Here is a 20807-nt window from a genome sequence, read left to right on the forward strand (position 1 = left end):
AAACACATGGATCACATCCGAGGTTTCCAATGACACAGACACTCACGTTGAACGCATCGGCCCGCTCGCTTGGGCTAATTCTGGCAGCGCCCTTCGTAGGCTTTGCAAAACTGATGATGCTGTTGGCCGAAGCCCACACCCGCTTGCAACAAGTGGAACGTCTCAGCGCTACAAGCGACGCGCAGCTTGCCGCAGCCGGCAAAACCCGCGAAAGCGAAATGCGGCGCATCTTCGGGCTGCAGCTCTACCTCTAAGGGCTTTCCAAAAGCCATTCCAAACAGGCGGTGATCCGCCTGATGTTGCCGCGGCGCTGCGTTGCACGCCGCCGCTATGCGGATTAGGTTTCCGGCATTTCACCTTTGGGGAATTGCCATGAAACTTGCCGCTCTGATCGTATCGCTGCTGACGGCTTTGCCCGCCTATGCCGAGTGCGTTACCCCTGCCAGCCTTGCCAATGGCGTCAGCTTCACGCGCGAGGATGGCCGCCAAGGCATGATCCGCACCGAAGGCAAGCGCTTTTCCATTGATTACGCTGTAAATTCCAACACCGCTTGGCAGGATAAGCGCCAGTCGTGGCTGGGGATTTACGATGCCGAATGGGTCTGGGTGCCAACCGACACCTATCAGGCCGAGGGTGGCCCCGGCGGCAGCTACAGCTTCAGATTTGCCACCAAACCACCGATGCCTGCCGCCGGAACCACATGGGACACCACGGTGACCCAGCGCGGCGATCAAGCAGTGCGGTTCAAACTTGGCCCGGTTGCCATCTCGCAGCGCGACCGCACTAGCTACAGCGTCAACTATCGCTTCATGGCCGAAACCGCCGCGAAAATCTCTGGCTGCACCTATCGGGTGATGCCGGTTGAAGCGGTGTTCAAGAACAAAACCACCGACCTGACCCGGCGCTGGATCTACTTCCCTGACCTTGGTTTCGGTCTGGAAACCCAAGTGACCGACCGTCTCGGCACCACCAGCCGCGCGCTTGGTCTCACCTCCCTTACCCCGAAAGGTTAACCCATGCTGCCCGCCCGATCTTTGCTGCGAAATGCCTCTGCGGGCGCGATAGATCGGGTGATCTTGTCATATGACGAGCGGTTCTTGCGCCGCAAGCGGCTGACTTGCGAAAGCGGGGCCAGCTTCATGGTTGATCTGGCCGAGACGATTTCGGTGGAAGATGGCGATGCGTTTCTGCTCGATGATGGCCGCAAGGTCGCGGTGGTGGCGGCTGAGGAACCCGTGGTGCAGGTGACGGGCAATCTCGCCCGGCTGGCATGGCATATCGGCAACCGCCACACGCCGTGCCAAGTGGCCGAGGGTCATCTGGTGATCCGCCGCGATCCGGTGATTGAGGCGATGCTGAAGGGGCTGGGCGCGACCCTGACCCTGCAAATCGCCGCCTTCCGCCCCGAAGGTGGCGCTTACGGCCATGGCCGCACCATGGGTCACGATCACGGCCCCGCAGGCCATTTTGCGTTGAACTTTGGCGGTGCACATGGCTGACCCGACCGACCGCCTCCGCCTCGTGCAATGGCTTTCCCCGGCCTTCCCGATCGGCGCATTCGCCTATTCGCAAGGGCTAGAGGTGGCGATCAGCGACGGCGATATCCGCACGGCGGCGGACCTTGAAGCATGGATCGCCGCCATCCTGCGCCACGGCTCTGGTCGGATTGATGCGATCCTGTTGGCGCATGCCCGCAAGCCCGATGCTGATCTGGCGGGGCTGACCGACCTGATCCTCGCCCTCGCCCCCAGTGCGGAACGGGTGACGGAGCTGCAAGAACAAGGCCGCGCCTTCGCGTTGGCGATCAGCGCCATCACCGGCGCCGACCACCCCGCCCGTCCCTATCCCATCGCCGTAGGTGCCGCCACCGCCACCCTGAATGTCTCCACCACTGAAGTCCTCACCCTCTGGCTGCAAGGCCTAAGCGCACAACTGACCTCCGCCGCCGTGCGCTTCGTGCCATTGGGCCAGACTGACGGCCAAAAAACCCTCGCCCGCCTTGCCCCCCGCATCACCGCCTTGGCCGCCGCATATGCCGAAGCGCCGCTCTCGGCCCTACATTCCAGCGCCATCCGCGCCGACATCGCCGCGATGCGCCACGAGACCCTCCCCGTGCGGATATTCCGCACATGACTCACAAATCGGTGGATCTTCCGCACATAACCCTAGTATCTCAGGATTTTCCGCCCATGACCAACCCAAACGGCCCCTTGCGCGTCGGCATCGGCGGCCCCGTGGGCGCAGGCAAAACCACGCTGACCGAACATCTCTGCCGCGCTTTGGCCAAGCGCTGCTCGATGGCCGCGATCACCAATGACATCTACACCCGCGAGGATGCCGATTACCTGACCCGCGCCCAAGTCCTGCCAGCTGCCCGAATCCGCGGCGTGGAAACCGGCGGCTGCCCGCATACCGCGATCCGTGAGGATGCCAGCATCAACCTCGCCGCCATTGCTGATCTGCGCCAGAACTTCCCCGATCTTGACCTGATCCTGATCGAATCCGGCGGCGATAACCTCGCCGCCACCTTCTCGCCCGAACTTGCCGATATCACCATCTACGTCATCGACACCGCCGCAGGGCAGGATATCCCCCGCAAACGCGGTCCCGGCGTGACCCGCTCCGACCTGCTGGTCGTCAACAAAACCGACCTCGCGCCCTATGTTGGCGTCGATCTTGCCCTGCTGGAATCCGATACCAAGACCGCCCGCGCCCATCGCCCCTATGTGCTGGCACAGCTGCGCAACGGCAAAGGCATCGACGATGTGGTGGCGTTTCTGGAGCGTGAAGGCGGTTTGATCCTCAGCTAGCGCGCCCCGAGTTGCTCTTTCTCAAATACTCACCTTGCGCCGCTTCCCAAGCGACTAACGCCCCGGCACCATCCGCGCCAGCACGCCGTCCATCGCTTCATCCCAGGCAGCCAAAGCGCCGCGCTGATCCAACACGCCCACCAACTGTTCGGTAATCCCACCCGGAGTTGTCACCCCCACCGCGATCTCATCCAAGCCCGCATCAGCCTGCAACAAAACCTCGGCATTGCCCCGGAACGTCTCGGCCACCAAGGCCCGCGCCACCACCGCGTCTAATCCCTGCCGCTCATACCAACGCACCAGATGCCGCAACAGGAAGATCGACGCGCCCGACATTGCGCCAAACACCGCTGCGGTTTCGAACGCATTGCCATCGGCAAACCGATGCACCGGGCCGAGCAACGCCAGAAACGCCTCCCATTCCGCATCGCCGGGATACAGCAACGACGGTCCTGCCGAGAACGCATTGGCAAACCCCGGCATCATCGCACAAAACGCCTCAGCCGGCGCCACCGCCGCCGAAAGCTGATCCCAAGACGCCCCCGCCATCGCCGAACACACCGACTGCCCGTCGCGAAACTGCAAGCCCTGCAACACCGCAAGCCCCGTCGCCGCAGGCAGACACACCAGCACCATCTCGCACTGATCGATCACCGCCTGATTGCTTTCCGCCACAGCACAGCGATAGGTCTCCGCCAGCCGAGCGGCCTTGTCGCCTGATCGCGGGCTCAGCACAAACTCCACCCCAGCAGCGCCTTGCACCAGATATTCCGCCAGATGCCCAACGCCGAGGATGCCAATCTTCACGGCATTTCTTCCAGCACCTGCGCAATCGCCGTCCCCGTCGCGGCAATATCCGCCTCGGAATGCACCACCGACGACAGCGAATGCAAAGTGGCCGAGGGGTTCATATAGATGCCCTTATCCATCAGCCGCAGCGCGAAATCCCGAAACTTGGCGCGATCGACATGGCCGCAGAAATCGCGGTAATCCGTCACCGCCTCCAGATCGGTGAAAAAGATCTGGAACATCGAATTCACCCCCTGCACCACGATCTTGTGCCGGTTTGAATGCTTGGCGACCTTGCGCACCTCATCCGCCATCGCCTTACCCAAATTCTTGATGCGGCGAAACCCGGTCTGATCATCGGCGAGCATGGTCTGCAGCATCACCTTGGTGACATGCAAAGCCAGACGCCCGGCATTATGGGTGCCAAAGTGCAAGACCTTGCCCCATTCCAGCCCCGCCATCACATCCGCCCGCCCGCCGATCATCGCCATCGGCAACCCGCCGCCCAAGGCTTTGCCATAGGTGACAATATCCGGCGTCAGACCATACAACTCGGCACAGCCGCCCGCCGCCAGACGAAACCCCGTCACCGTCTCATCCAGATAAAACAGCGCGCCGTGTTGCTGGCATAGCTCTTGCATCCGCATCAGATATCCCGGCTTCGGCGGGATCACCCCCATGTTCGACATCACGCCTTCGGTGACCACACAGGCCGTCTCGCGGCCATGCAAAGCCATGACCCGCTCCAACGCCTCGACATCATTCCAGCGGCAGACAATCGTATCCGCCTGCGCCTCGGGTGGTATACCCGACGAATCGCAGATGCGGATCGGATCATTCGGATGCCCCAAAGCCGCCAGAGGCATCGGGTTGGTATTGAGCAAGATGTTATCCGCCCAACCGTGATAATGCCCCTCAAACTTGATGATCTTGCGCCGCCCGGTATGACCGCGCGCCAACCGAAACGCCGCCATGCAGGCCTCGGTGCCGGTATTGGCAAACCGCACCTTGTCGACATGCGGCAACAGGCCGACAAGGATCTCGGCCACCTCAACCTCCACCTCCAAGGCGGTGGCGAAATGACTGCCGCGCATGATTTCGCGGCTGACCACCTCGACAATCGCCGGATGCGCATGGCCCAGAGGCAGCGCGCCAAACGCCATCATCCAGTCAATATATTCCCGCCCATCGACGTCATACAGCCGCGCCCCGGCGCCGTGGCTCATATACCTTGGAGCCCCGCCAAAGGTCGCAGGCCCGCGAGAGGCCGAGGACACCCCCTCGACCAGCACCTTCATGCCGCGCTCAAACAAACTCTGCGATGTATTGGCCATCTGAAACCCTCCCCAGTTGCCAAACTATCGCGCGCAGCCGCGCCGCAAAGCAATGCCTGCACCGACATCGCCCGGCGCAAGCGTCGCATTTGAGTATTTTCAAAAGAGCAAATCCTTGAGCGCAGCACCTGAGAAAGCCGAGCAGAGGGTCAGGCAAGCAAGCGGCGGGTTGCGGTATTTGCTCTTTTGAAAATACTCAAACTCACCCGATGCCGCGCAAGTGCAAGCCTGTCATCTTGCGCCAACCAGTCGCAGCAGGGTTAATGAGAGATGAACGCGTCAGCTTAACACGCTGATTTCTAATAAGTTTATGTCCTGTCCACGCGTGGTCCCGTCACGGCATCACCTCAAACCGATCCACATCGACCATGCCGTGATCGGTGATTTTCAGATGCGGGATCACTGGCAGGCAGAGGAAGGCCAGTTGCAAGAACGGCTCCTCCAGCGTCACCCCCAACGAGGCCGCAGCCGCCCGGAGTGCGACCAGATCCGCTCGCACCTCTTCAAACGATTTCAAGCTCATCAACCCCGCCACAGGCAGCGCCAGTTCGGCCAGAACGCGGCCATTTTCCACCACCACAAAGCCGCCCTCAATCTGACCCAGCCGTTTCACCGCCAGCGCCATATCGTCGTAATCCGCCCCCACCACCGCGATATTGTGGTGATCGTGGCATACAGTCGATCCAATCGCGCCCCTAGCCAACCCGAAGCCCTTCACGAACCCAGTGGCCCTGTTCCCATTCACCCCATGCCGCTCGATCACCGCGATCTTCACTAGGTCGCGGGCGATATCGGGGCGCTTGTCGCCATCTTCGGGGGCGATCTCAAAGGTCAGATGCTCGGTGATGATCTTGCCCGGCAAAATCCCGATCACCGGGGTTTCCACCCGGTTGCCGCCGGTGCGGAAATGATGCGCCTCAATCTTCGGGGCCTTCACCGAATGCCGCGCCACTTCGGGGATCAGTTGCCGCGCCGCGAAAGCCGCATCGGTGATCTCTACCCCTCCGGTAAACACCCGCGCCACCCGGCAACTTTCCAGACTGTCGATCACCGCAATATCGGCCCGCTTCCCCGGCGCGATCAAGCCGCGATCTTTCAGCCCGAACGCCTCTGCGGCTGAGAGGCTTGCCGCGCGATAGACAGCCAGAGGAGGCGCACCCAAGGCAATCGCGGTGCGGATCAGGTAATCGAGATGGCCATGCTCGCCGATATCCAAAGGGTTGCGGTCGTCGGTGCAGAAGCACAGATACGGCGCGTGGCGTTCGGTCAGCAGGCCCACCAGCGCGTGCAGATCCTTCGAGACCGAGCCTTCGCGGATCAGCACCCGCATGCCCTTGCGCAGCTTTTCCAAGCCCTCGGCGTAAGAGGTCGCCTCATGTTCGGTCCTGATCCCCGCCGCGATATAGCCATTCAGATCATGGCCCCGCAGCAAGGGGGCGTGGCCGTCGATGTGGCGGTCTTGGAAGGCTTCCAGCTTGGCCATGCAGCCGGGGTCTTTGAACAAAACACCGGGGTAATTCATGAATTCCGCCAACCCGATCACCCGAGGATGATGCATCAGCGGCACCAGATCGGCAGCCTCCAGCCGCGCGCCCGTCGTCTCCATATGGGTCGAGGGCACGCAGGAGGACAGGTTGACGCGGATATCCATCAGGGTGCGGGCGGAGGCCTCAAGGAAGTAAGTGATCCCGGTCAGCCCGCAGACATTGGCAATCTCATGCGGGTCGCAGATTGCCGTCGTCACCCCGTGTGGCGATACACAGCGGTCAAACTCGAACGGCGTCACAAGGCTGGATTCGATGTGCAGATGGGTGTCGATGAACCCCGGCACCAGCACCTTGCCCGACACATCAATCTCAACCCGCCCGGCATATTCGCCGAACACCCCCACGATGCTATCGCCGCAGATCGCCACATCCGAGGCCACCAATTCGCCGCTGATCAGATCATAGACGAGGCCACCCTTCAGCACGATATCGGCGGGCGTAATCCCGCGCCCCTGATCAATTCGGTTGGATAGGGATGCTTTCGGCATGGTAATCTCCTTTTGAATAGGGAAGCTTATGCCACAGGCTTCGTCCAGTGCGGATTTGCCGGAAACTGCTTCAAAAACCGAGTGTGCCATGAACCAGCCCGCCCAGCCCCCCGCCCGCCCGCTGCGCGGCATCGCGTTGAAACTCGCTTCCGTGGTGGTGTTTATCGTGATGTCGGCGCTGATCAAGGTGACGGCCGAGCATGTGCCGCCGGGCCAGACGGTGTTTTTCCGGTCGTTCTTCGCGATACCGGTGATCGTGGTCTGGCTGGCGATGCGGCAGGAGCTGGCGACCGGGTTTCGCGCGCATAATCTGTTCGGGCATTTCTGGCGCGGCTTGATGGGGACGATGGCGATGGGGCTGGGCTTTGCCGGGCTGGCCTATCTGCCGCTGCCGGAAGTCACTGCGATTGGCTATGCCTCGCCCTTGCTGGTGGTGGTGTTCGCGGCGATGTTTCTGGGCGAGGATGTGCGGCTGTTCCGCATCGCCTCGGTCGCCTTGGGGCTGACCGGGGTGATGGTGGTGCTGTCGCCGCGCCTGACGATCCTGCAAGGCGATGAGGCGTCGCACCGCGAGGCGTTTGGCGCGATGCTCGTGCTGTGCGGTGCATTTTGTGCGGCTTTGGCGCAGGTGTTTGTGCGCAAATTGGTGCAGAATGAAAAGACCGCCGCCATCGTGTTTTACTTTTCGCTGACCTCGACTTTGCTGTCGCTGACCACGCTGCCGTTTGGCTGGGTGGTGCCGACGATGACCGAGACGGTGTTGCTGGTGTCGTGCGGGTTGCTGGGAGGGGTCGGGCAGATCTTGCTGACCTCAAGCTACCGCGAGGCGGATGCGTCGCTGGTCGCGCCGTTCGATTATGCCTCGATGCTGTTTGCGCTGCTGATCGGCTATTTTGCGTTTGACGAGGTGCCGACGCGGACGATGCTGATCGGGGCGGGGCTGGTGATCACGGCGGGGATTTTGATCATCTGGCGCGAACGCAAGCTGGGGTTGGAGCGTGCCAAGGGCCGCAAGGCGATGACGCCGCAGGGGTGAGGCCTTTGCTTCGAACCGAAAGAAAACGCTCCAGTGGAGTGTTTTCCGGTTTGTTGCTCATAAGGCTGGCGGCCGTTGAGCAAGCGGAGTGGGGCAGCAAACACTCGCTTGGTAATCTGGCAAGGCAAAAGGCGTTGCGATTAATTTCCGCTCAGCCCCAACGGATCGTCATATCAGCCGCCCGGCTGTTCTGCGTCACCCGCCGAATGTTGGGCAGGTCGTTGCTGTCGATCCACGCCCGCGCCTCGGCGGGAGTTTTGCCGTAATGCGCCCAGCGGGCTTGCAGGCGACGATCGAGTTCTGCTTCTGGCACGTCGATCCAGACGGTGAGGTCGAACAAAGGCGCGGCTTCGGGCCACGGCGCTTCGTTCAGCAAAAGGTAGTTGCCTTCGACCACCAGCAGGCGATCAGCGGCGGTCACAATGTCCGCCCCGGCACGCGAAATCTCTAAATCACGGTCGAACAGCGGGATCGCGACTTCATCCTCGATCCGCAGGCGCTTCAGCAAATGAAAGAAGCCCTGCGCATCAAACGTATCGGGTGCGCCTTTGCGCGCGCGCGCGCCTCGGGCGATCAGCACCGCGTCGTCATAGTGAAAGCCATCCATCGGCACGGCTTTGGCACCCTGCCCCAAGGCGCTTACCAATTCAGCGGCGAGCGTGGATTTCCCCGCACCGGGAGGGCCAGCAAGGGCGGTCAGAAACCGCCCCTGCTCTTGGGCTTTCGCCCGGATTACTGCGGCAAGCTCAACCGGTGTCATGCTTACCTACACCTGTTCCGTCACACCTTCGGGCAGTTTCGCCCCGGTCATGAAGGCCACCGCGTCAGACATCGAATAGTCCTTCGGGTTGATCTCACACAGCCGACGGCCCAGACGGTGAATGTGGATACGATCGGCCACCTCAAACACATGCGGCATGTTGTGGCTGATCAGGATGATCGGAATGCCGCGCGCGCGCACGTCGCGGATCAGTTCCAGCACCCGGCGGCTTTCCTTGACGCCCAAGGCTGCGGTCGGCTCGTCGAGGATGACCACTTTCGAGCCAAACGCCGCAGCCCGTGCCACCGCCACACCCTGACGTTGACCACCCGACAGTGTTTCCACCGCCTGATGGATGTTCTGAATGGTCATCAGCCCGAGTTCCGACAGCTTGTCGCGGGCGAACTTCTCCATCCGCGGGCGGTCCATCTGGCGCAGCACCGTGCCCATGAAGCCGGGCTTGCGCCATTCGCGGCCCAGAAACATGTTGTCGGCAATCGACAAGGCCGGTGACATCGCAAGGTTCTGATACACCGTCTCGATGCCTTCCGAGCGCGCATCTTCCGGGCCACGGAAGTTCACCGGGCGGCCATCAAGCTCGATCGTGCCGTGATCCGGCGTAACAGCCCCCGACAACGCCTTGATCAAGGTGGATTTGCCCGCACCGTTGTCGCCGATCACCGCGACAATCTCGCCCGCGTTCAGGTCGAAATCCGCGCCGTTCATCGCCACAACCGTGCCATAGCGCTTCATCAACCCGCGTGCGCGCAGAATAGGAGTTCCAGTCGTCATTGCGAAGCCCTCCGCAGCCATTGATCCAGTGCAACGGCGATGATCACAAGGCAACCCGCCGCGAACATCTGCCAGTAATCATCCACCCCGGCCAGCGACAGGCCGGTGTTGAACACGCCGACGATGAACGCCCCCAGCACCGAGCCGATGATCGAGCCGCGCCCGCCGAACAGCGAGGTGCCGCCAATCACCACAGCGGTGATAGAGCCAAGGTTCACCGTATCAAACGCGATGGGGGAAACCGACCCCACCCGGCCAATCGCGATCCAGGCCGCAAAACCGCAGATCAGACCGGCCACGGCATAGACCGAAATCAACGTGCCGCTGACCTTGATCCCCGACAGCATCGCCGCATCCGGGTCATCGCCAATCGCATGGACATGCCGACCCCAAGCAGTCTGGTTCAGCACATACCACAGCACCGCTGCCAGCAAAATCAAGGTGATACCGCCGTAGGAAATCGAGGCCCCGCCCATATTGAACCCCTTGCCGAACCACAGCAAAGCCGGAGCACTTTTCTCAATATCGACGTTGCGGATCGATTCAGACTGCGAATACCACAGCTTCAGCGCGTTGAAGATCGACAGCGTGCCAAGTGTCACGATGAACGGCGGCAGCTTGACCTTCGCCACCAGCACACCATTGATAAAGCCCATCAGCCCGCCAAAGAACAACCCGATCAGGATCGCCAAGCCCACCGGCAGCCCGGTGACCACCGCAAGGTTGCCCATGATCAGCGAGCTGACCACAAGGATCGCGCCGACCGACAAATCAATCCCCGCCGTCAGGATCACCAGCGTCTGCGCCAGCGCCACAAAGCCCGTCACGGTCACCTGCTTCAGCACCGTCGATAACGCGCCGATGCCCATGAAGCGCGGCGCGATGATGCTGAAACACACCACCGAGATGAACAGCACAAGCGCCGGGATCATCGTGGGGTAGTTGCGCAGATAGCCGCGCAACACGGGTATGAAAGATTTATCGTCCCGCTCAAAGGCCGCGACAGCCGTATCGGCTTTGGTCAGCGTCGCTTCATAGTCGGAAATGGTCTTGGTTGGTGCTTCATCTGTGCTCATCGCTTCGGCTTCCCCTCCGGTGATGATCCTCGAAACCATAGCGTCAGGTTTCGCTTAAGAAGAAGGGCGACTGTAAAGCCGCCCCTCTGTTAATCAAGCCACTTGGTCAAGCGGCTGCAGGCTTAGCCCCAGCAGAGCTCGGTGCCTTTGGTGCTGTCGATCGACTCGACGCCAGCAGCCGGCTTGTCGGTGACAAGGTTGACCCCGGTGTTGAAGAAGGTCAGCCCTTCGGTAACCGTCGGTTTGGTGCCGTCTTTGGCGAAGGCAGCGATGGCTTCAATGCCTTTCGATGCCATCAGCAGCGGGTATTGCTGCGAGGTGGCACCGATCACGCCGGATTTGACCGAAGCCACGCCGGGGCAGCCGCCGTCAACCGAAACGATGATCGCCTGGCCTTCTTTGCCTGCGTTCTTCAGGGCCTGGAAAGCCCCTTCAGCCGCCGGTTCGTTGATGGTGTAGACCACATTGATATCCGGGTCTTTGGCCAGCAGGGTTTCCATTGCGCGCAGACCACCTTCGGGGTTTGCATCCGACGATTCATGGCCGATCACGCGCGGGTCAGTTTCAGACCCCATCACGGTCAGATCCGGCACTTCGATGCCAAAACCTTTCAGGAAGCCGGTGTCGCGCTGCACATCAACCGAGATGTTGTCTTTGTTGATGTCCAGCATGGCGATCTTGGCGGTTGCAGCGCCGTCACCCAAGGTGGCAGCAGCCCATTGGCCGATCAGCAGGCCAGCCTGGAAGTTGTCGGTTGCAAAGGTCATGTCTTGCGCTTCGGCATCGGCCAGCGGCGTGTCGAGCGCGATCACCAAAATACCAGCGGCGCGAGCGTCTTTCAGAGCCGGACCAACCGAGTCGTTCGACGGCGTGATCAGGATACCTTTGGCACCGGCCGCGACGCAGTTCTCAATCGCGGTGATCTGCGGGGCCGCGTCGCCGTCTTTCTCACCAGCATAGGCTTGGAAATCCATGCCCGCATCGGTGGCAGCTTTCTCGGCGCCCTTTTTCATCATCACGAAGAAGGGGTTGGTGTTGTTTTTGGTGATCAGGCAAGCCAGATCGGCCGCCGAAGCAGAGCCCGCCATCAGCGCAATCGCAGCCGCGCCCAGCAGGGCTTTGGTGGTGAATTTCATTGGTCGTCCTCCCAAGGATTTCGGGGTTTATTCCCCTGTCGAAAGCATTTCGCCACAGTTTCTCCTGCCCGGCGATGGCGTTACATGGCCTGATTCCCTCACTTGCGTCAAGATAAATAAATCAGAGTGATTTATTATTGACAGCGCCGTCCCCACGCCGCAGTCTGCCGCTCAATTCGGGTGCAAACGCCCGCGGAATCGGCTGGGAGGCCTGCCATATCATGCTGATCGGAATCTCTCCGTTGCTGGGTCCAGACCTGCTGCATGCGCTGCGGGCGATGGGTCACGGCGATGAGATTGCCTTGGTAGATGGCAATTATCCGGCGGCCGAACATGCCCGCCGCCTGATCCGCGCCGATGGCATTCTGTTGATGCCGATGCTGCGCGCCGTGCTGAAGATCCTGCCGGTCGAGGCCGCTTTCCGCTCCAGCCTGAACAACGATCCAGCCCAACGCGGCGTCATTCATCACGGTCTGGATGATCTGTGCCACACCAGCGCGCAGCGCTTTACGCTCACCCCGCTGGACGGCGATCAGCTTTACCCGCGCATCCGGGCGGCCTATGCCATCATCGCAACGTCCGAAGCCGAACTTTTCGCCAATGTCATCCTGCGCAAAGCGGCGCTTCCCGCCTCTGTATCAGAATAGGTTCCAATATGCCCTCGGGCGCTGACATCCTTCCAGATCGACCAGGCGACGACCTCGGGTTGCGCGGCTCGAATCAATCGGGGATGCGGGATCACAATGAACGGCTGGTGCTGTCTTTGGTGCGCCAGCAGGGCGGGCTTGCAAAATCCGACATCGCACGCAAAACCGGGCTATCGGCGCAAACCGTCTCGGTGATCATGCGGGCGCTCGAGCAAGACGGGCTGTTGCTGCGCGGCGAGCCGGTGCGGGGCCGCATCGGTCAACCGTCGGTGCCAATGTTTCTCAATCCCGAAGGCGCGTTCTTTCTGGGGCTGAAGATCGGGCGGCGCTCGGCAGAACTGACGTTGATCGACTTCATGGGGAAAGTGCGCGCCACCAAACGGCAGATTTACCGCTATCCCTCGCCCAGCGCCGTGGTGGATTTCGTCGCACGCTCTTTGCCCGAGGTGATCGCCACCCTGACCGCGTCCGAACGCACCCGCATCAGCGGTATGGGCGTGGCGATGCCGTTTCAACTCTGGTCCTGGGTGCAGCTGATCGGCGCGCCGAAAGCCGATATGGAGGCATGGCGGCACGCCGATATCCAAGCCGAACTTGCCGCTGTGACGCAATTGCCCGTCTATGTGCAGAACGACGCCACCTCGGCCTGCGGGGCAGAGCTGGTGTTCGGCACGGGGGAACGCCCGAAGGATTTCCTCTATTTCTACTTCGGTTATTTTGTCGGCGGTGGCCTTGTGCTGAACGGTCAGCTGTTCCTGGGCCGCTCTGGCAATGCGGCAGGCGTCGGCCCGATGCCGGTGCCGGGGCGCGATGGCAAGATGGACCGTCTGATTTCCGCCGCTTCGATGTCTTCGCTGGCCACCGCGATGGAGGCTGCGGGCGAATCCTCGGATCATCTGTTCGAGCAGCATGAGCACTGGAACGTCTCGCCGCAGATCCTGTCCGACTGGCTGGATCAGGCCGCCTCTGGGCTGGCTTGGGCGGCGCTGACCGCCGCCTCATTGCTGGAGATCGAGGCGGTGATGATCGACGGCTGGATGCCCACCGAAATCCGCGCCGAAATCACCCGCCGCACCCATGCAGCGCTGCACGCATTGGACCTTGACGGTATCGACCCACCGGTGATCCGCGAAGGCAGCCTCGGCGCGCAAGCCCGCGCTTTGGGGGCCGCCGCGATCCCGTTGTCGCAACGCTATCTGATCGACCAGAACGCAGCGGGGCGTGAAGCGTAGATCACCCCGAACCCCGCCCAGTATCCTAAAATTTCTCTTAAATTTTCATCCTCTGCGCAGAAGTATCCCACGGGGGAAGGTCTGATGTGCTTTATGCACATCAGGCCTTGGGGGTGTGAAACCCCCAAGCGCGGCCCGCCCAAGACGCTGACCATAAAGATCCAGCGGCTTTCCTATCCGGTTTTGCCTTGATCCCGGCGGCAAAGTCCTTATCTTTGAACCAGATAGAGACGACCTTGGCTTTGGTCATCCTCTCTGCTCAAATATCCCACGGGGGAAGGCGGGATGTGCGCTTTGCACATCAGGCCGTGGGGGTGTGAAACCCCGATTCCCTGCAGTCCAGCAAACTGCGGTTTGCCATCCAGCGCCGGAAGGGCAAACCGATGTCTCTTGCCTTGATCGCCGCCCTGCCCTTCCTCGGCGCCCTCACCCCCGCGCTCAGCCAGCGGTTCGGGCGCGGCGCGGCCACGCTGACGGTCGCCCTGTTCACCGCCACAGCCTTGGCGCTGATCCTGCAACATCTGCCCGCGATCATGGCAGGCGACACGCTGACCACCCAGATCAACTGGCTGCCCGAGCTTGGCCTCAACGCCAATTTTCGCCTCGACGGCCTCAGCCTGCTGTTCGCCCTGCTGATCCTTGGTATCGGCCTGTTGATCCAAGCCTACGCCTGCTTCTACCTCGATCGATCCGAGCCCTACGCCCGCTTCCTGACCTACCTGATGCTGTTCCAAGGTGCGATGCTGGGGATTGTACTGTCCGACAACATCCTGCTTTTGCTGGTGTTCTGGGAGTTGACCTCGCTGTCGTCTTTCCTGCTAATCGGGTTCTGGAGCCACCTGCCACAAGCCCGCCAAGGTGCCCGCATGGCCCTAGCCACCACCGGCGCGGGCGGTTTGGCGATGATCGCGGGCATGATGATCTTGGGCCACATCGTCGGCAGCTATGATCTGTCGACCATCCTGACCCAAACCGCCGCGATCCAGGCCAGTCCGCTTTACCTGCCCGCGCTGATCTTGATCCTGCTGGGCGCGTTCACCAAATCCGCGCAGTTTCCGTTCCATTTCTGGCTGCCGCACGCGATGGCCGCCCCCACCCCGGTGTCGGCCTATCTGCATTCCGCCACGATGGTGAAAGCCGGGCTGTTCCTGATGGCCCGGCTGTGGCCCGTTCTCTCCGGCACGCCGGAATGGTTCTGGATCGTCACCTCCGCGGGTCTGATCACCATGGCCTTCGCCGCCAAAGTGGCGCTGTTCAAGGATGATCTGAAGGCGATCCTTGCCTATTCCACCGTCAGTCATCTTGGCCTGATCACCTTCCTGCTTGGCCTTGGCACCAAAGCCGCCGCCACCGCTGCAATCTTTCACATCATCTGCCACGCCACCTTTAAAGCCGCGCTGTTCATGCTGGCAGGCATTGTCGACCACGCCACCCACACCCGCGACATCCGGGCTTTGGGCGGTTTGCGCCGTGCCATGCCGATCACCTTCGGCCTTGCCACAATCGCCACCCTGTCGATGGCAGGTATTCCGCCGCTGAACGGGTTTTTGTCAAAAGAGATGATGCTGGAAGAAGCCGCCCATACAGCGCCTTGGGTGATCCCGGTGCTGGCGACCCTCGCTGCCCTGCTGTCAGTGGCCTATTCGCTGCGGTTCCTCAGCTTCACCTTCCTTGGCCCCGCCCCCAGCTACAGCCACACCCCGCATGACCCCGGCCTCGGCCTGTGGCTGCCGCCCGCCCTGCTTGCCGCGCTTGTTGTGGCCATTGGTCTGGCCCCGATGCCGATGGCCGGCTGGTTGGTTGATGCCGCCGCCTCTGCCACCACGGGCGAGCCCATCCACGCCCATATCGCGCTTTGGCATGGCCTGCAAAGTCCTGCCCTCTGGATGTCGCTGGCAGCCTTTGGTGGTGGCCTTGCCAGCCTTGGCCTTTATCCCCGCCTGCGCCGGATTTGGGATGCCAGCCCCAAACCAGAAGCCAAACCGATCTTCGATGCCACGCTTGGCGCGCTAATCCAGACCGCTGACAGCCTGACCGCAAAGCTGCACAACGGCAGCATGGCGCGCGCTTTCAGTCTGGCGGTGCTCACCATCCTTGCGCTGGGGCTTTACGCCTATCAAACCGCTGAAAGCCTTCCCGGCAGCCGCGCCCTTACCCCGATCGCGCTTGCCCCCGCCACAGGCTTCGCCCTGCTGATCACCGCCGCGCTTGCCGCCACCCTGCTGCACCGCAAGCGCTTGCTGGCGCTGCTGCTGGTTGGCATCATCGGCCTGATCCTGTCGGCGGGCTTCGCCTATCTCTCGGCCCCGGATCTTGCCCTGACCCAGATCACGGTAGAGGTCGTCACCGTCGCGCTGATGCTGCTGGCGCTGAACTTCCTGCCGAAAACCACCCCGCACGAGACGTCAGGCTTGCGCAAATTCCGCGATGCCGCCCTTGCCATCGCCGCAGGCACCGCCACCGCTGCCCTCGCCTATGCGCTGATGCTGCGCGAGGCGATCTTCCCACCGATCTCGGCCTTCCACCTTGCGCAATCTCTGCCCGGAGCCGGGGGCCACAACGCCGTCAACACCATCATCGTCGATTTCCGCGGCTATGATACCTATGGCGAGATCATCGTGCTGGGCATCGCCGCCCTGCTGATCTTCGCTTTGACCGAAAGCCTGCTTGGCACGAAATGGGCGATCCACCCCAGCCAGACCGCAGGCGATGCCGGTGATCCGCATCCGCTCATGCTGCAAGTCGCCACACGGCTGATCCTGCCGATGGCGATGCTGGTCGGCACCTATCTGTTCCTGCGCGGCCATAATGAACCCGGCGGCGGTTTTGTGTCGGGCCTCGTTTTCGCCATCGGATTCGTCATGCAATATATCGCCTCTGGTCAGGAATGGGCCGCAGCCCGCAGCCGCATCCCCTATCATGCCATGATCGGCGCGGGGGTGTTGGTGGCCAGCGCCACCGGGGTCGGGTCTTTCCTTGCCGGTCGCCCGTTCCTGACCTCGAATTACACCCATGTGCATCTGCCGCTGTTGCAGGATTTCGAACTCGCTACCGCCGCGCTTTTTGATCTAGGCGTGTTCCTCTGTGTGCTGGGCGCGGTGATGCTGGCGCTGGATGCGCTCGCCCGTCTGGCAAAACCACAACCGGCAAAGGACGCACTCTGATGGAGATCGCACCCTGATGGAGATCCTAGTCGCCATTGCCATCGGCACCCTGACCGCCTGCGGGCTTTATCTGATGCTGCGCGCCCGCACCTTTCCGGTGATCCTTGGCCTGTCGCTGCTGTCCTATGCCGTCAACCTGTTCCTGTTCATCTCGGGGCGGATCAAGCTGAACGCCGCCCCGATCCTGACAGATGCCACCGCCTATACCGATCCGCTGCCGCAAGCCTTGGTGCTGACCGCCATCGTGATTTCCTTCGGCATGACGGCGGTGCTGGTGATCATGGCGCTGGGGGCTTACCTGACCGCAGGCCATGACCGCGTAGATACCGATGCCGACCCGGAGGATCAGCCATGAGCCAGCTGCTGATCCTGCCGATCATCCTGCCTGCCATCCTTGCAGGCGGCATCATTGTCTTCGCCCGCGATGCGCTGAACCTGCAACGCGCGATCTCGATCCTTGGCACCATCGCGCTGTTGGCGCTGGCCATCACCCTGATCCAAGCCCCCACCCAAGCCTATTTCCTCGGTAACTGGCCCGCCCCATTCGGCATCACACTGGTGCTCGACAACCTGTCAGCGCTGATGCTGCTGCTGACCGCAGCGCTGGCGCTGATCATCCTGATCCACACGATCCGCACCGGATGGGATGTCAAAGGCCGGCATTTCCACGCGCTGTATCTCTTTCAACTGATGGGCCTGAACGGCGCTTTCCTGACCGGCGACGCCTTCAACCTGTTCGTGTTTTTCGAGGTGCTGCTGATCGCCTCCTATGGCCTGATGGTGCATGGCGGCGGGCAAGCCCGCATCCGGGCGGGCGTGCAATATGTCGCGTTCAATCTACTGGGATCAACTTTGTTCCTGTTCGCGCTGGCGACGATCTACAGCACCACAGGCACGCTCAACATGGCCGATCTTGCGCTGAAACTGCCCGAGATTCCGGTGGGTGACACCGCGCTGATCCGCGTCGCCGCCGTGCTTTTGATGCTGGTGTTCGCCGTCAAAGCCGCCCTTGTGCCGCTGCAATTCTGGCTGCCCGGCACCTACGCCAACGCCCCCGGCCCGGTTGCCGCGCTGTTCGCGGTGATGACCAAAGTCGGAGCCTATGCGCTGATCCGGTTTGGCACGCTGATCTTCCCCACCGACCTGCCCGCCACCGCCACTCTGATCGCGCAGCTGCTCTACCCCGCAGCACTTGCGACCATCGCTGTCGGCGCGATCGGCACCCTTGGCACCCGGACCCTACCCCGCCAGATCGCCTTCGCCGCCATCGGCTCGATGGGCACCCTGCTGCTGGCGGTCGCGGCCTTCACCCCTGAAGCTACCTCAGCCGCACTTTACTACACTGTCCACTCCACCCTCGCGACCGCTGCGCTGTTCCTGATCGCAGACCTTGCCCGCAACCGCCGAGACGGGCTGACCGCCGCGCTCTACATGGCTACCGCGATTGCGATGGCCGGGATGCCGCCGCTGTCGGGCTTTGTCGGCAAGCTGCTGATCCTCGATGCGCTGCGGGGGGATGCGATCGCATGGACGGCCATCCTGCTGGCCTCCCTGCTCACCATGATCGGCTTTGCCCGCGCGGGGTCTGATCTGTTCTGGAAAGCCCCCAGCCCCGAAGCCCCTGCCGAAAGCAAAGCCGCCATCTTGCTGTGCCTTGCCGCGCTGGCGGCCCTCACCCTTGCCGCAGGTCCAATCACCGATTGGCTGTCCCTGACGGCCCAAGCGCTTCATAACCCGGCCGCCTATATCGCCGCCAATCAGCTTGGGGGCTCATGATGCGCCGCCTGTTCCCCCACCCGATGCTTTCGGCCACGCTGTTTCTGGCGTGGCTTTTGTTGGCAGGCAGCATCGCGCTGAACTCCTTGTTGATGGCCGGGTTCCTTGCCGTACTGATCCCGCGGGTCACGCGGGCCTTTTGGCCTGGCCGCCCCAAGATCCGCCACCCGCTGCGCCTTGTCAGCTATGTCGCCCTGGTGGTCTGGGATGTGATCCTCGCCAATATCCAGGTCGCCCGCATCATCCTGTTCATGCCCGCCGACCAGATCAAATCGGCGTGGATCACCGTTCCGGTCGATCTGCCCTGCCCCGAGGCCATCGCCTTGCTGGCAGGCACAATCACCCTGACCCCCGGCACGCTGACCGCCGAATTCTCGTCTGATAACAAGGCCCTGCTGATCCACGCTTTGCACGCCCCCGATCCCGACGCCACCCGAGATGAGATCAAATCCCGCTATGAGGCCCGGTTGCAAAGGATTTTCCGCTGATGCTGACCTATGCGCTTACCTTCGCCATCACCTGCTTTGCACTGGCGCTGGTGCTGAACCTGTGGCGGCTGGCCACAGCCCCCACCATGCCCGACCGCATCCTGACCGTCGACACCATGGTGATCAATGTCATCGCCCTGATCGTGCTCTATGGCGTGCAAGCCGGATCCAGCCTCAGCTTTGACGCCGCCTTGCTGTTGGCGATGACCGGCTTCATCTCGACCATCGCCTTCTGCAAATTCCTGCTGCGCGGGGGCATCATCGAATGAACTTTGCTGTCGAAATCCTGATTTCCGCGCTGCTGATCATCGGCGGCATTTTTGGCCTGATTGGCAGCTTTGGCCTGTTGAAACTGCGTGACGCGATGCAGCGGTTGCATGCGCCCACCAAGGCCACCACGGTCGGGGTCGGGGCCTCGCTGATCGCGGCGGCCATCACAACGGCGTGGCAAACCGGGGCGGCCAGCTGGCAGGGCATCATGGTTGCGGTGTTCCTGTTCCTGACAGCGCCGCTCTCGGGTCTGATGCTGGCCAAGGCGCATCGCCACCTCGGCCGCCCTGAACTGCCGCCCACAGGCACCGAAGCCCCTTGGGCGGGTGAGACACCCCCCAAGCCTTAACCCCCCAGATTTAACCCATCGGTCAAATCTTGCCGAACCAGCGCAACTGCCCCCTTGCCACCCCGGCCTTCCCCGCGCACTCTGCCGACAACCCTTTAGGTGAGGCCGCGATGCAAACCCTGACCGAGACCAAAACTCAACTGCCGACGCTGACCCATACCCGCAATCCCGGCATGGCGCTGGATCTGGATTGGGTGGCGGGCGTGCAAGCCAACACTTCGGCGATTGAACGGCGCGCGAACACCTTGGGCGGCAGACGTTCGGTTAAAAAAGATTTTCAAGCGGCGTGGCTTTTGAAAGCCATCAGCCTGATCGACCTGACAACGCTGTCTGGCGATGACACCGAAGGCCGCGTCAAACGCCTGTGTGCGAAGGCCCGCCAGCCCGTCGCCCCGTGGATGCTCGACAAGCTGGGGCTTGAGGGTCTGACCACCGGGGCGGTCTGCGTTTATCACGAGATGGTCGAAACTGCCGTGCGCGCGCTCGAAGGCACCAACATTCCCGTCGCCGCTGTCTCTACCGGGTTTCCAGCTGGCCTGTCGCCCTACCATTTGCGCATCGCTGAAATCGGTGAAAGCGTGAAGGCGGGTGCGAAAGAAATCGACATCGTCATCTCGCGCCGCCATGTGCTGACCGGAAACTGGCAAGCACTTTACGATGAAATGTCCGAAATGCGCGCCGCCTGCGGCGAGGCCCATGTCAAAGCCATCCTTGCCACCGGCGAGCTGCAAACCCTGCGCAACGTCGCCCGCGCCAGCCTTGTCTGCATGATGGCCGGGGCCGATTTCATCAAAACCTCGACCGGCAAAGAAGCCGTCAACGCCACCCTGCCCGTCACCCTGACGATGATCCGCTGCATCCGCGAGTATCAGGATCGCACCGGCATCAAAGTCGGCTACAAGCCCGCAGGCGGCATCGCCAAAGCCAAAGACGCGCTGCTGTATCTGGCGCTAATGAAAGACGAACTTGGCCACCCATGGCTGCAACCCGACCTGTTCCGCTTTGGCGCATCGTCCTTACTCGGCGATATTGAGCGCCAGTTGGAGCACCACCTGACAGGCCAATACTCGGCGTCCAACCGCCATGCGATGGGGTAAACCCATGCGCGCCCT

The 20807-nt window shown here is 62.0% G+C and carries 22 protein-coding genes; 15 read left to right on the forward strand and 7 right to left on the reverse strand.

Going from position 1 to position 20807, the window contains the following annotated elements; genetic code table 11:
• Positions 1–29: 29 nt before the first annotated feature.
• The 5 genes from U1A24_RS04725 to ureG all read left to right on the forward strand — a co-directional run bounded on the left by U1A24_RS04725 (position 30) and on the right by ureG (position 2811).
• A complete protein-coding gene (locus U1A24_RS04725) occupies positions 30–254 on the forward strand; it encodes a hypothetical protein (RefSeq protein ID WP_322320822.1) in 225 nt (74 codons plus the stop codon).
• A 118-nt stretch (positions 255–372) separates the two neighbouring features.
• A complete protein-coding gene (locus tag U1A24_RS04730; RefSeq protein ID WP_322320823.1) occupies positions 373–1014 on the forward strand; it encodes a hypothetical protein in 642 nt (213 codons plus the stop codon).
• Between the two features lie 3 nt (positions 1015–1017).
• Positions 1018–1500 (forward strand): urease accessory protein UreE, encoded by a 483-nt coding sequence (locus U1A24_RS04735; protein WP_322320824.1) that lies wholly within the window; start codon positions 1018–1020, stop codon positions 1498–1500.
• Complete coding sequence (locus U1A24_RS04740; RefSeq protein WP_322320825.1) at positions 1493–2134, forward strand: urease accessory protein UreF; 642 nt, start codon at positions 1493–1495, stop codon at positions 2132–2134. Before U1A24_RS04735 ends, U1A24_RS04740 begins: the two co-directional genes overlap by 8 nt.
• Positions 2135–2190: 56 nt before the next feature.
• Positions 2191–2811 (forward strand): urease accessory protein UreG, encoded by a 621-nt coding sequence (ureG, locus tag U1A24_RS04745; RefSeq protein WP_322320826.1) that lies wholly within the window; start codon positions 2191–2193, stop codon positions 2809–2811.
• A 54-nt stretch (positions 2812–2865) separates the two neighbouring features.
• Here ureG and U1A24_RS04750 read toward each other — a convergent pair whose 3' ends face one another.
• The 3 genes from U1A24_RS04750 to ade all read right to left on the reverse strand — a co-directional run bounded on the left by U1A24_RS04750 (position 2866) and on the right by ade (position 6969).
• On the reverse strand, positions 2866–3618 hold the full coding sequence (locus tag U1A24_RS04750) for a pyrroline-5-carboxylate reductase dimerization domain-containing protein (protein WP_322320827.1): 753 nt from the start codon (positions 3616–3618) through the stop codon (positions 2866–2868).
• Entirely contained in the window at positions 3615–4934 is a 1320-nt protein-coding gene (locus U1A24_RS04755) for an aspartate aminotransferase family protein (protein ID WP_322320828.1), read from the reverse strand. The genes U1A24_RS04750 and U1A24_RS04755 overlap by 4 nt, the downstream gene beginning before the upstream one ends.
• A 334-nt stretch (positions 4935–5268) precedes the next feature.
• Positions 5269–6969, reverse strand: coding sequence for an adenine deaminase (gene ade, locus U1A24_RS04760; protein ID WP_322320829.1), 1701 nt, complete (start codon positions 6967–6969; stop codon positions 5269–5271).
• 88 nt (positions 6970–7057) lie between these two features.
• Here ade and U1A24_RS04765 point away from each other — a divergent pair, with 88 nt between their 5' ends.
• Entirely contained in the window at positions 7058–8005 is a 948-nt protein-coding gene (locus U1A24_RS04765; protein ID WP_322320830.1) for a DMT family transporter, read from the forward strand.
• 151 nt (positions 8006–8156) lie between these two features.
• Here the strand turns inward: U1A24_RS04765 and U1A24_RS04770 are convergent, their stop codons facing one another.
• The 4 genes from U1A24_RS04770 to U1A24_RS04785 all read right to left on the reverse strand — a co-directional run bounded on the left by U1A24_RS04770 (position 8157) and on the right by U1A24_RS04785 (position 11769).
• Positions 8157–8765: a nucleoside triphosphate hydrolase gene (locus U1A24_RS04770; RefSeq protein ID WP_322320831.1), complete on the reverse strand. Its 609-nt coding sequence runs from the start codon at positions 8763–8765 to the stop codon at positions 8157–8159.
• A gap of 6 nt (positions 8766–8771) precedes the next feature.
• Positions 8772–9557 (reverse strand): ATP-binding cassette domain-containing protein, encoded by a 786-nt coding sequence (locus tag U1A24_RS04775; protein WP_322320832.1) that lies wholly within the window; start codon positions 9555–9557, stop codon positions 8772–8774.
• Positions 9554–10633, reverse strand: coding sequence for an ABC transporter permease (locus U1A24_RS04780; protein WP_322320833.1), 1080 nt, complete (start codon positions 10631–10633; stop codon positions 9554–9556). The genes U1A24_RS04775 and U1A24_RS04780 overlap by 4 nt, the downstream gene beginning before the upstream one ends.
• 122 nt (positions 10634–10755) lie before the next feature.
• Positions 10756–11769: a substrate-binding domain-containing protein gene (locus tag U1A24_RS04785; RefSeq protein WP_322320834.1), complete on the reverse strand. Its 1014-nt coding sequence runs from the start codon at positions 11767–11769 to the stop codon at positions 10756–10758.
• Positions 11770–11990: 221 nt separating this feature from the next.
• Here U1A24_RS04785 and U1A24_RS04790 point away from each other — a divergent pair, with 221 nt between their 5' ends.
• The 9 genes from U1A24_RS04790 (at position 11991) to deoC (ending at position 20792) form a co-directional block, all read left to right on the forward strand.
• Positions 11991–12416, forward strand: a complete 426-nt coding sequence (locus U1A24_RS04790; RefSeq protein ID WP_322320835.1) for an RbsD/FucU family protein — start codon at positions 11991–11993, stop codon at positions 12414–12416.
• 8 nt (positions 12417–12424) lie between these two features.
• On the forward strand, positions 12425–13648 hold the full coding sequence (locus tag U1A24_RS04795) for an ROK family transcriptional regulator (protein WP_416173458.1): 1224 nt from the start codon (positions 12425–12427) through the stop codon (positions 13646–13648).
• A gap of 383 nt (positions 13649–14031) precedes the next feature.
• Positions 14032–16812, forward strand: a complete 2781-nt coding sequence (locus U1A24_RS04800) for a monovalent cation/H+ antiporter subunit A (RefSeq protein ID WP_322320837.1) — start codon at positions 14032–14034, stop codon at positions 16810–16812.
• 16 nt (positions 16813–16828) lie between these two features.
• Entirely contained in the window at positions 16829–17167 is a 339-nt protein-coding gene (locus tag U1A24_RS04805) for a Na+/H+ antiporter subunit C (protein ID WP_322320838.1), read from the forward strand.
• The gene (locus U1A24_RS04810; protein WP_322320839.1) at positions 17164–18588 is read left to right on the forward strand and encodes a monovalent cation/H+ antiporter subunit D; all 1425 of its coding nucleotides are present in this window, start codon (positions 17164–17166) and stop codon (positions 18586–18588) included. Before U1A24_RS04805 ends, U1A24_RS04810 begins: the two co-directional genes overlap by 4 nt.
• Entirely contained in the window at positions 18585–19076 is a 492-nt protein-coding gene (locus U1A24_RS04815) for a Na+/H+ antiporter subunit E (RefSeq protein ID WP_322320840.1), read from the forward strand. The genes U1A24_RS04810 and U1A24_RS04815 overlap by 4 nt, the downstream gene beginning before the upstream one ends.
• Complete coding sequence (locus U1A24_RS04820; RefSeq protein ID WP_322320841.1) at positions 19076–19345, forward strand: K+/H+ antiporter subunit F; 270 nt, start codon at positions 19076–19078, stop codon at positions 19343–19345. The genes U1A24_RS04815 and U1A24_RS04820 overlap by 1 nt, the downstream gene beginning before the upstream one ends.
• Complete coding sequence (locus U1A24_RS04825) at positions 19342–19695, forward strand: Na+/H+ antiporter subunit G (protein ID WP_322320842.1); 354 nt, start codon at positions 19342–19344, stop codon at positions 19693–19695. Before U1A24_RS04820 ends, U1A24_RS04825 begins: the two co-directional genes overlap by 4 nt.
• Before the next feature lie 110 nt (positions 19696–19805).
• Positions 19806–20792 carry a deoxyribose-phosphate aldolase gene (gene deoC, locus U1A24_RS04830; protein ID WP_322320843.1) on the forward strand — a complete coding sequence of 329 codons (987 nt, stop codon included), beginning with the start codon at positions 19806–19808 and terminating at the stop codon, positions 20790–20792.
• Positions 20793–20807 lie beyond the last annotated feature (15 nt).

This window comes from Cypionkella sp., from assembly GCF_034376685.1.
Lineage (GTDB): Bacteria > Pseudomonadota > Alphaproteobacteria > Rhodobacterales > Rhodobacteraceae > Cypionkella.

What these genes read in the sequence shown, in the direction of transcription:
- U1A24_RS04805 (WP_322320838.1), top strand. Translation starts at nt 16,829, where the DNA reads ATGGAGATCCTAGTCGCCATTGCCATCGGCACCCTGACCGCCTGCGGG.
- U1A24_RS04730 (WP_322320823.1), top strand. Translation starts at nt 373, where the DNA reads ATGAAACTTGCCGCTCTGATCGTATCGCTGCTGACGGCTTTGCCCGCC.
- U1A24_RS04735 (WP_322320824.1), top strand. Translation starts at nt 1,018, where the DNA reads ATGCTGCCCGCCCGATCTTTGCTGCGAAATGCCTCTGCGGGCGCGATA.
- ade (WP_322320829.1), bottom strand. Translation starts at nt 6,969, where the DNA reads ATGCCGAAAGCATCCCTATCCAACCGAATTGATCAGGGGCGCGGGATT.
- U1A24_RS04740 (WP_322320825.1), top strand. Translation starts at nt 1,493, where the DNA reads ATGGCTGACCCGACCGACCGCCTCCGCCTCGTGCAATGGCTTTCCCCG.
- U1A24_RS04775 (WP_322320832.1), bottom strand. Translation starts at nt 9,557, where the DNA reads ATGACGACTGGAACTCCTATTCTGCGCGCACGCGGGTTGATGAAGCGC.
- U1A24_RS04780 (WP_322320833.1), bottom strand. Translation starts at nt 10,633, where the DNA reads ATGAGCACAGATGAAGCACCAACCAAGACCATTTCCGACTATGAAGCG.
- U1A24_RS04790 (WP_322320835.1), top strand. Translation starts at nt 11,991, where the DNA reads ATGCTGATCGGAATCTCTCCGTTGCTGGGTCCAGACCTGCTGCATGCG.
- U1A24_RS04825 (WP_322320842.1), top strand. Translation starts at nt 19,342, where the DNA reads ATGAACTTTGCTGTCGAAATCCTGATTTCCGCGCTGCTGATCATCGGC.
- U1A24_RS04815 (WP_322320840.1), top strand. Translation starts at nt 18,585, where the DNA reads ATGATGCGCCGCCTGTTCCCCCACCCGATGCTTTCGGCCACGCTGTTT.
- U1A24_RS04765 (WP_322320830.1), top strand. Translation starts at nt 7,058, where the DNA reads ATGAACCAGCCCGCCCAGCCCCCCGCCCGCCCGCTGCGCGGCATCGCG.
- U1A24_RS04820 (WP_322320841.1), top strand. Translation starts at nt 19,076, where the DNA reads ATGCTGACCTATGCGCTTACCTTCGCCATCACCTGCTTTGCACTGGCG.
- U1A24_RS04755 (WP_322320828.1), bottom strand. Translation starts at nt 4,934, where the DNA reads ATGGCCAATACATCGCAGAGTTTGTTTGAGCGCGGCATGAAGGTGCTG.
- U1A24_RS04800 (WP_322320837.1), top strand. Translation starts at nt 14,032, where the DNA reads ATGTCTCTTGCCTTGATCGCCGCCCTGCCCTTCCTCGGCGCCCTCACC.
- U1A24_RS04770 (WP_322320831.1), bottom strand. Translation starts at nt 8,765, where the DNA reads ATGACACCGGTTGAGCTTGCCGCAGTAATCCGGGCGAAAGCCCAAGAG.
- ureG (WP_322320826.1), top strand. Translation starts at nt 2,191, where the DNA reads ATGACCAACCCAAACGGCCCCTTGCGCGTCGGCATCGGCGGCCCCGTG.
- U1A24_RS04725 (WP_322320822.1), top strand. Translation starts at nt 30, where the DNA reads ATGACACAGACACTCACGTTGAACGCATCGGCCCGCTCGCTTGGGCTA.
- U1A24_RS04810 (WP_322320839.1), top strand. Translation starts at nt 17,164, where the DNA reads ATGAGCCAGCTGCTGATCCTGCCGATCATCCTGCCTGCCATCCTTGCA.
- U1A24_RS04795 (WP_416173458.1), top strand. Translation starts at nt 12,425, where the DNA reads ATGCCCTCGGGCGCTGACATCCTTCCAGATCGACCAGGCGACGACCTC.
- deoC (WP_322320843.1), top strand. Translation starts at nt 19,806, where the DNA reads ATGCAAACCCTGACCGAGACCAAAACTCAACTGCCGACGCTGACCCAT.
- U1A24_RS04785 (WP_322320834.1), bottom strand. Translation starts at nt 11,769, where the DNA reads ATGAAATTCACCACCAAAGCCCTGCTGGGCGCGGCTGCGATTGCGCTG.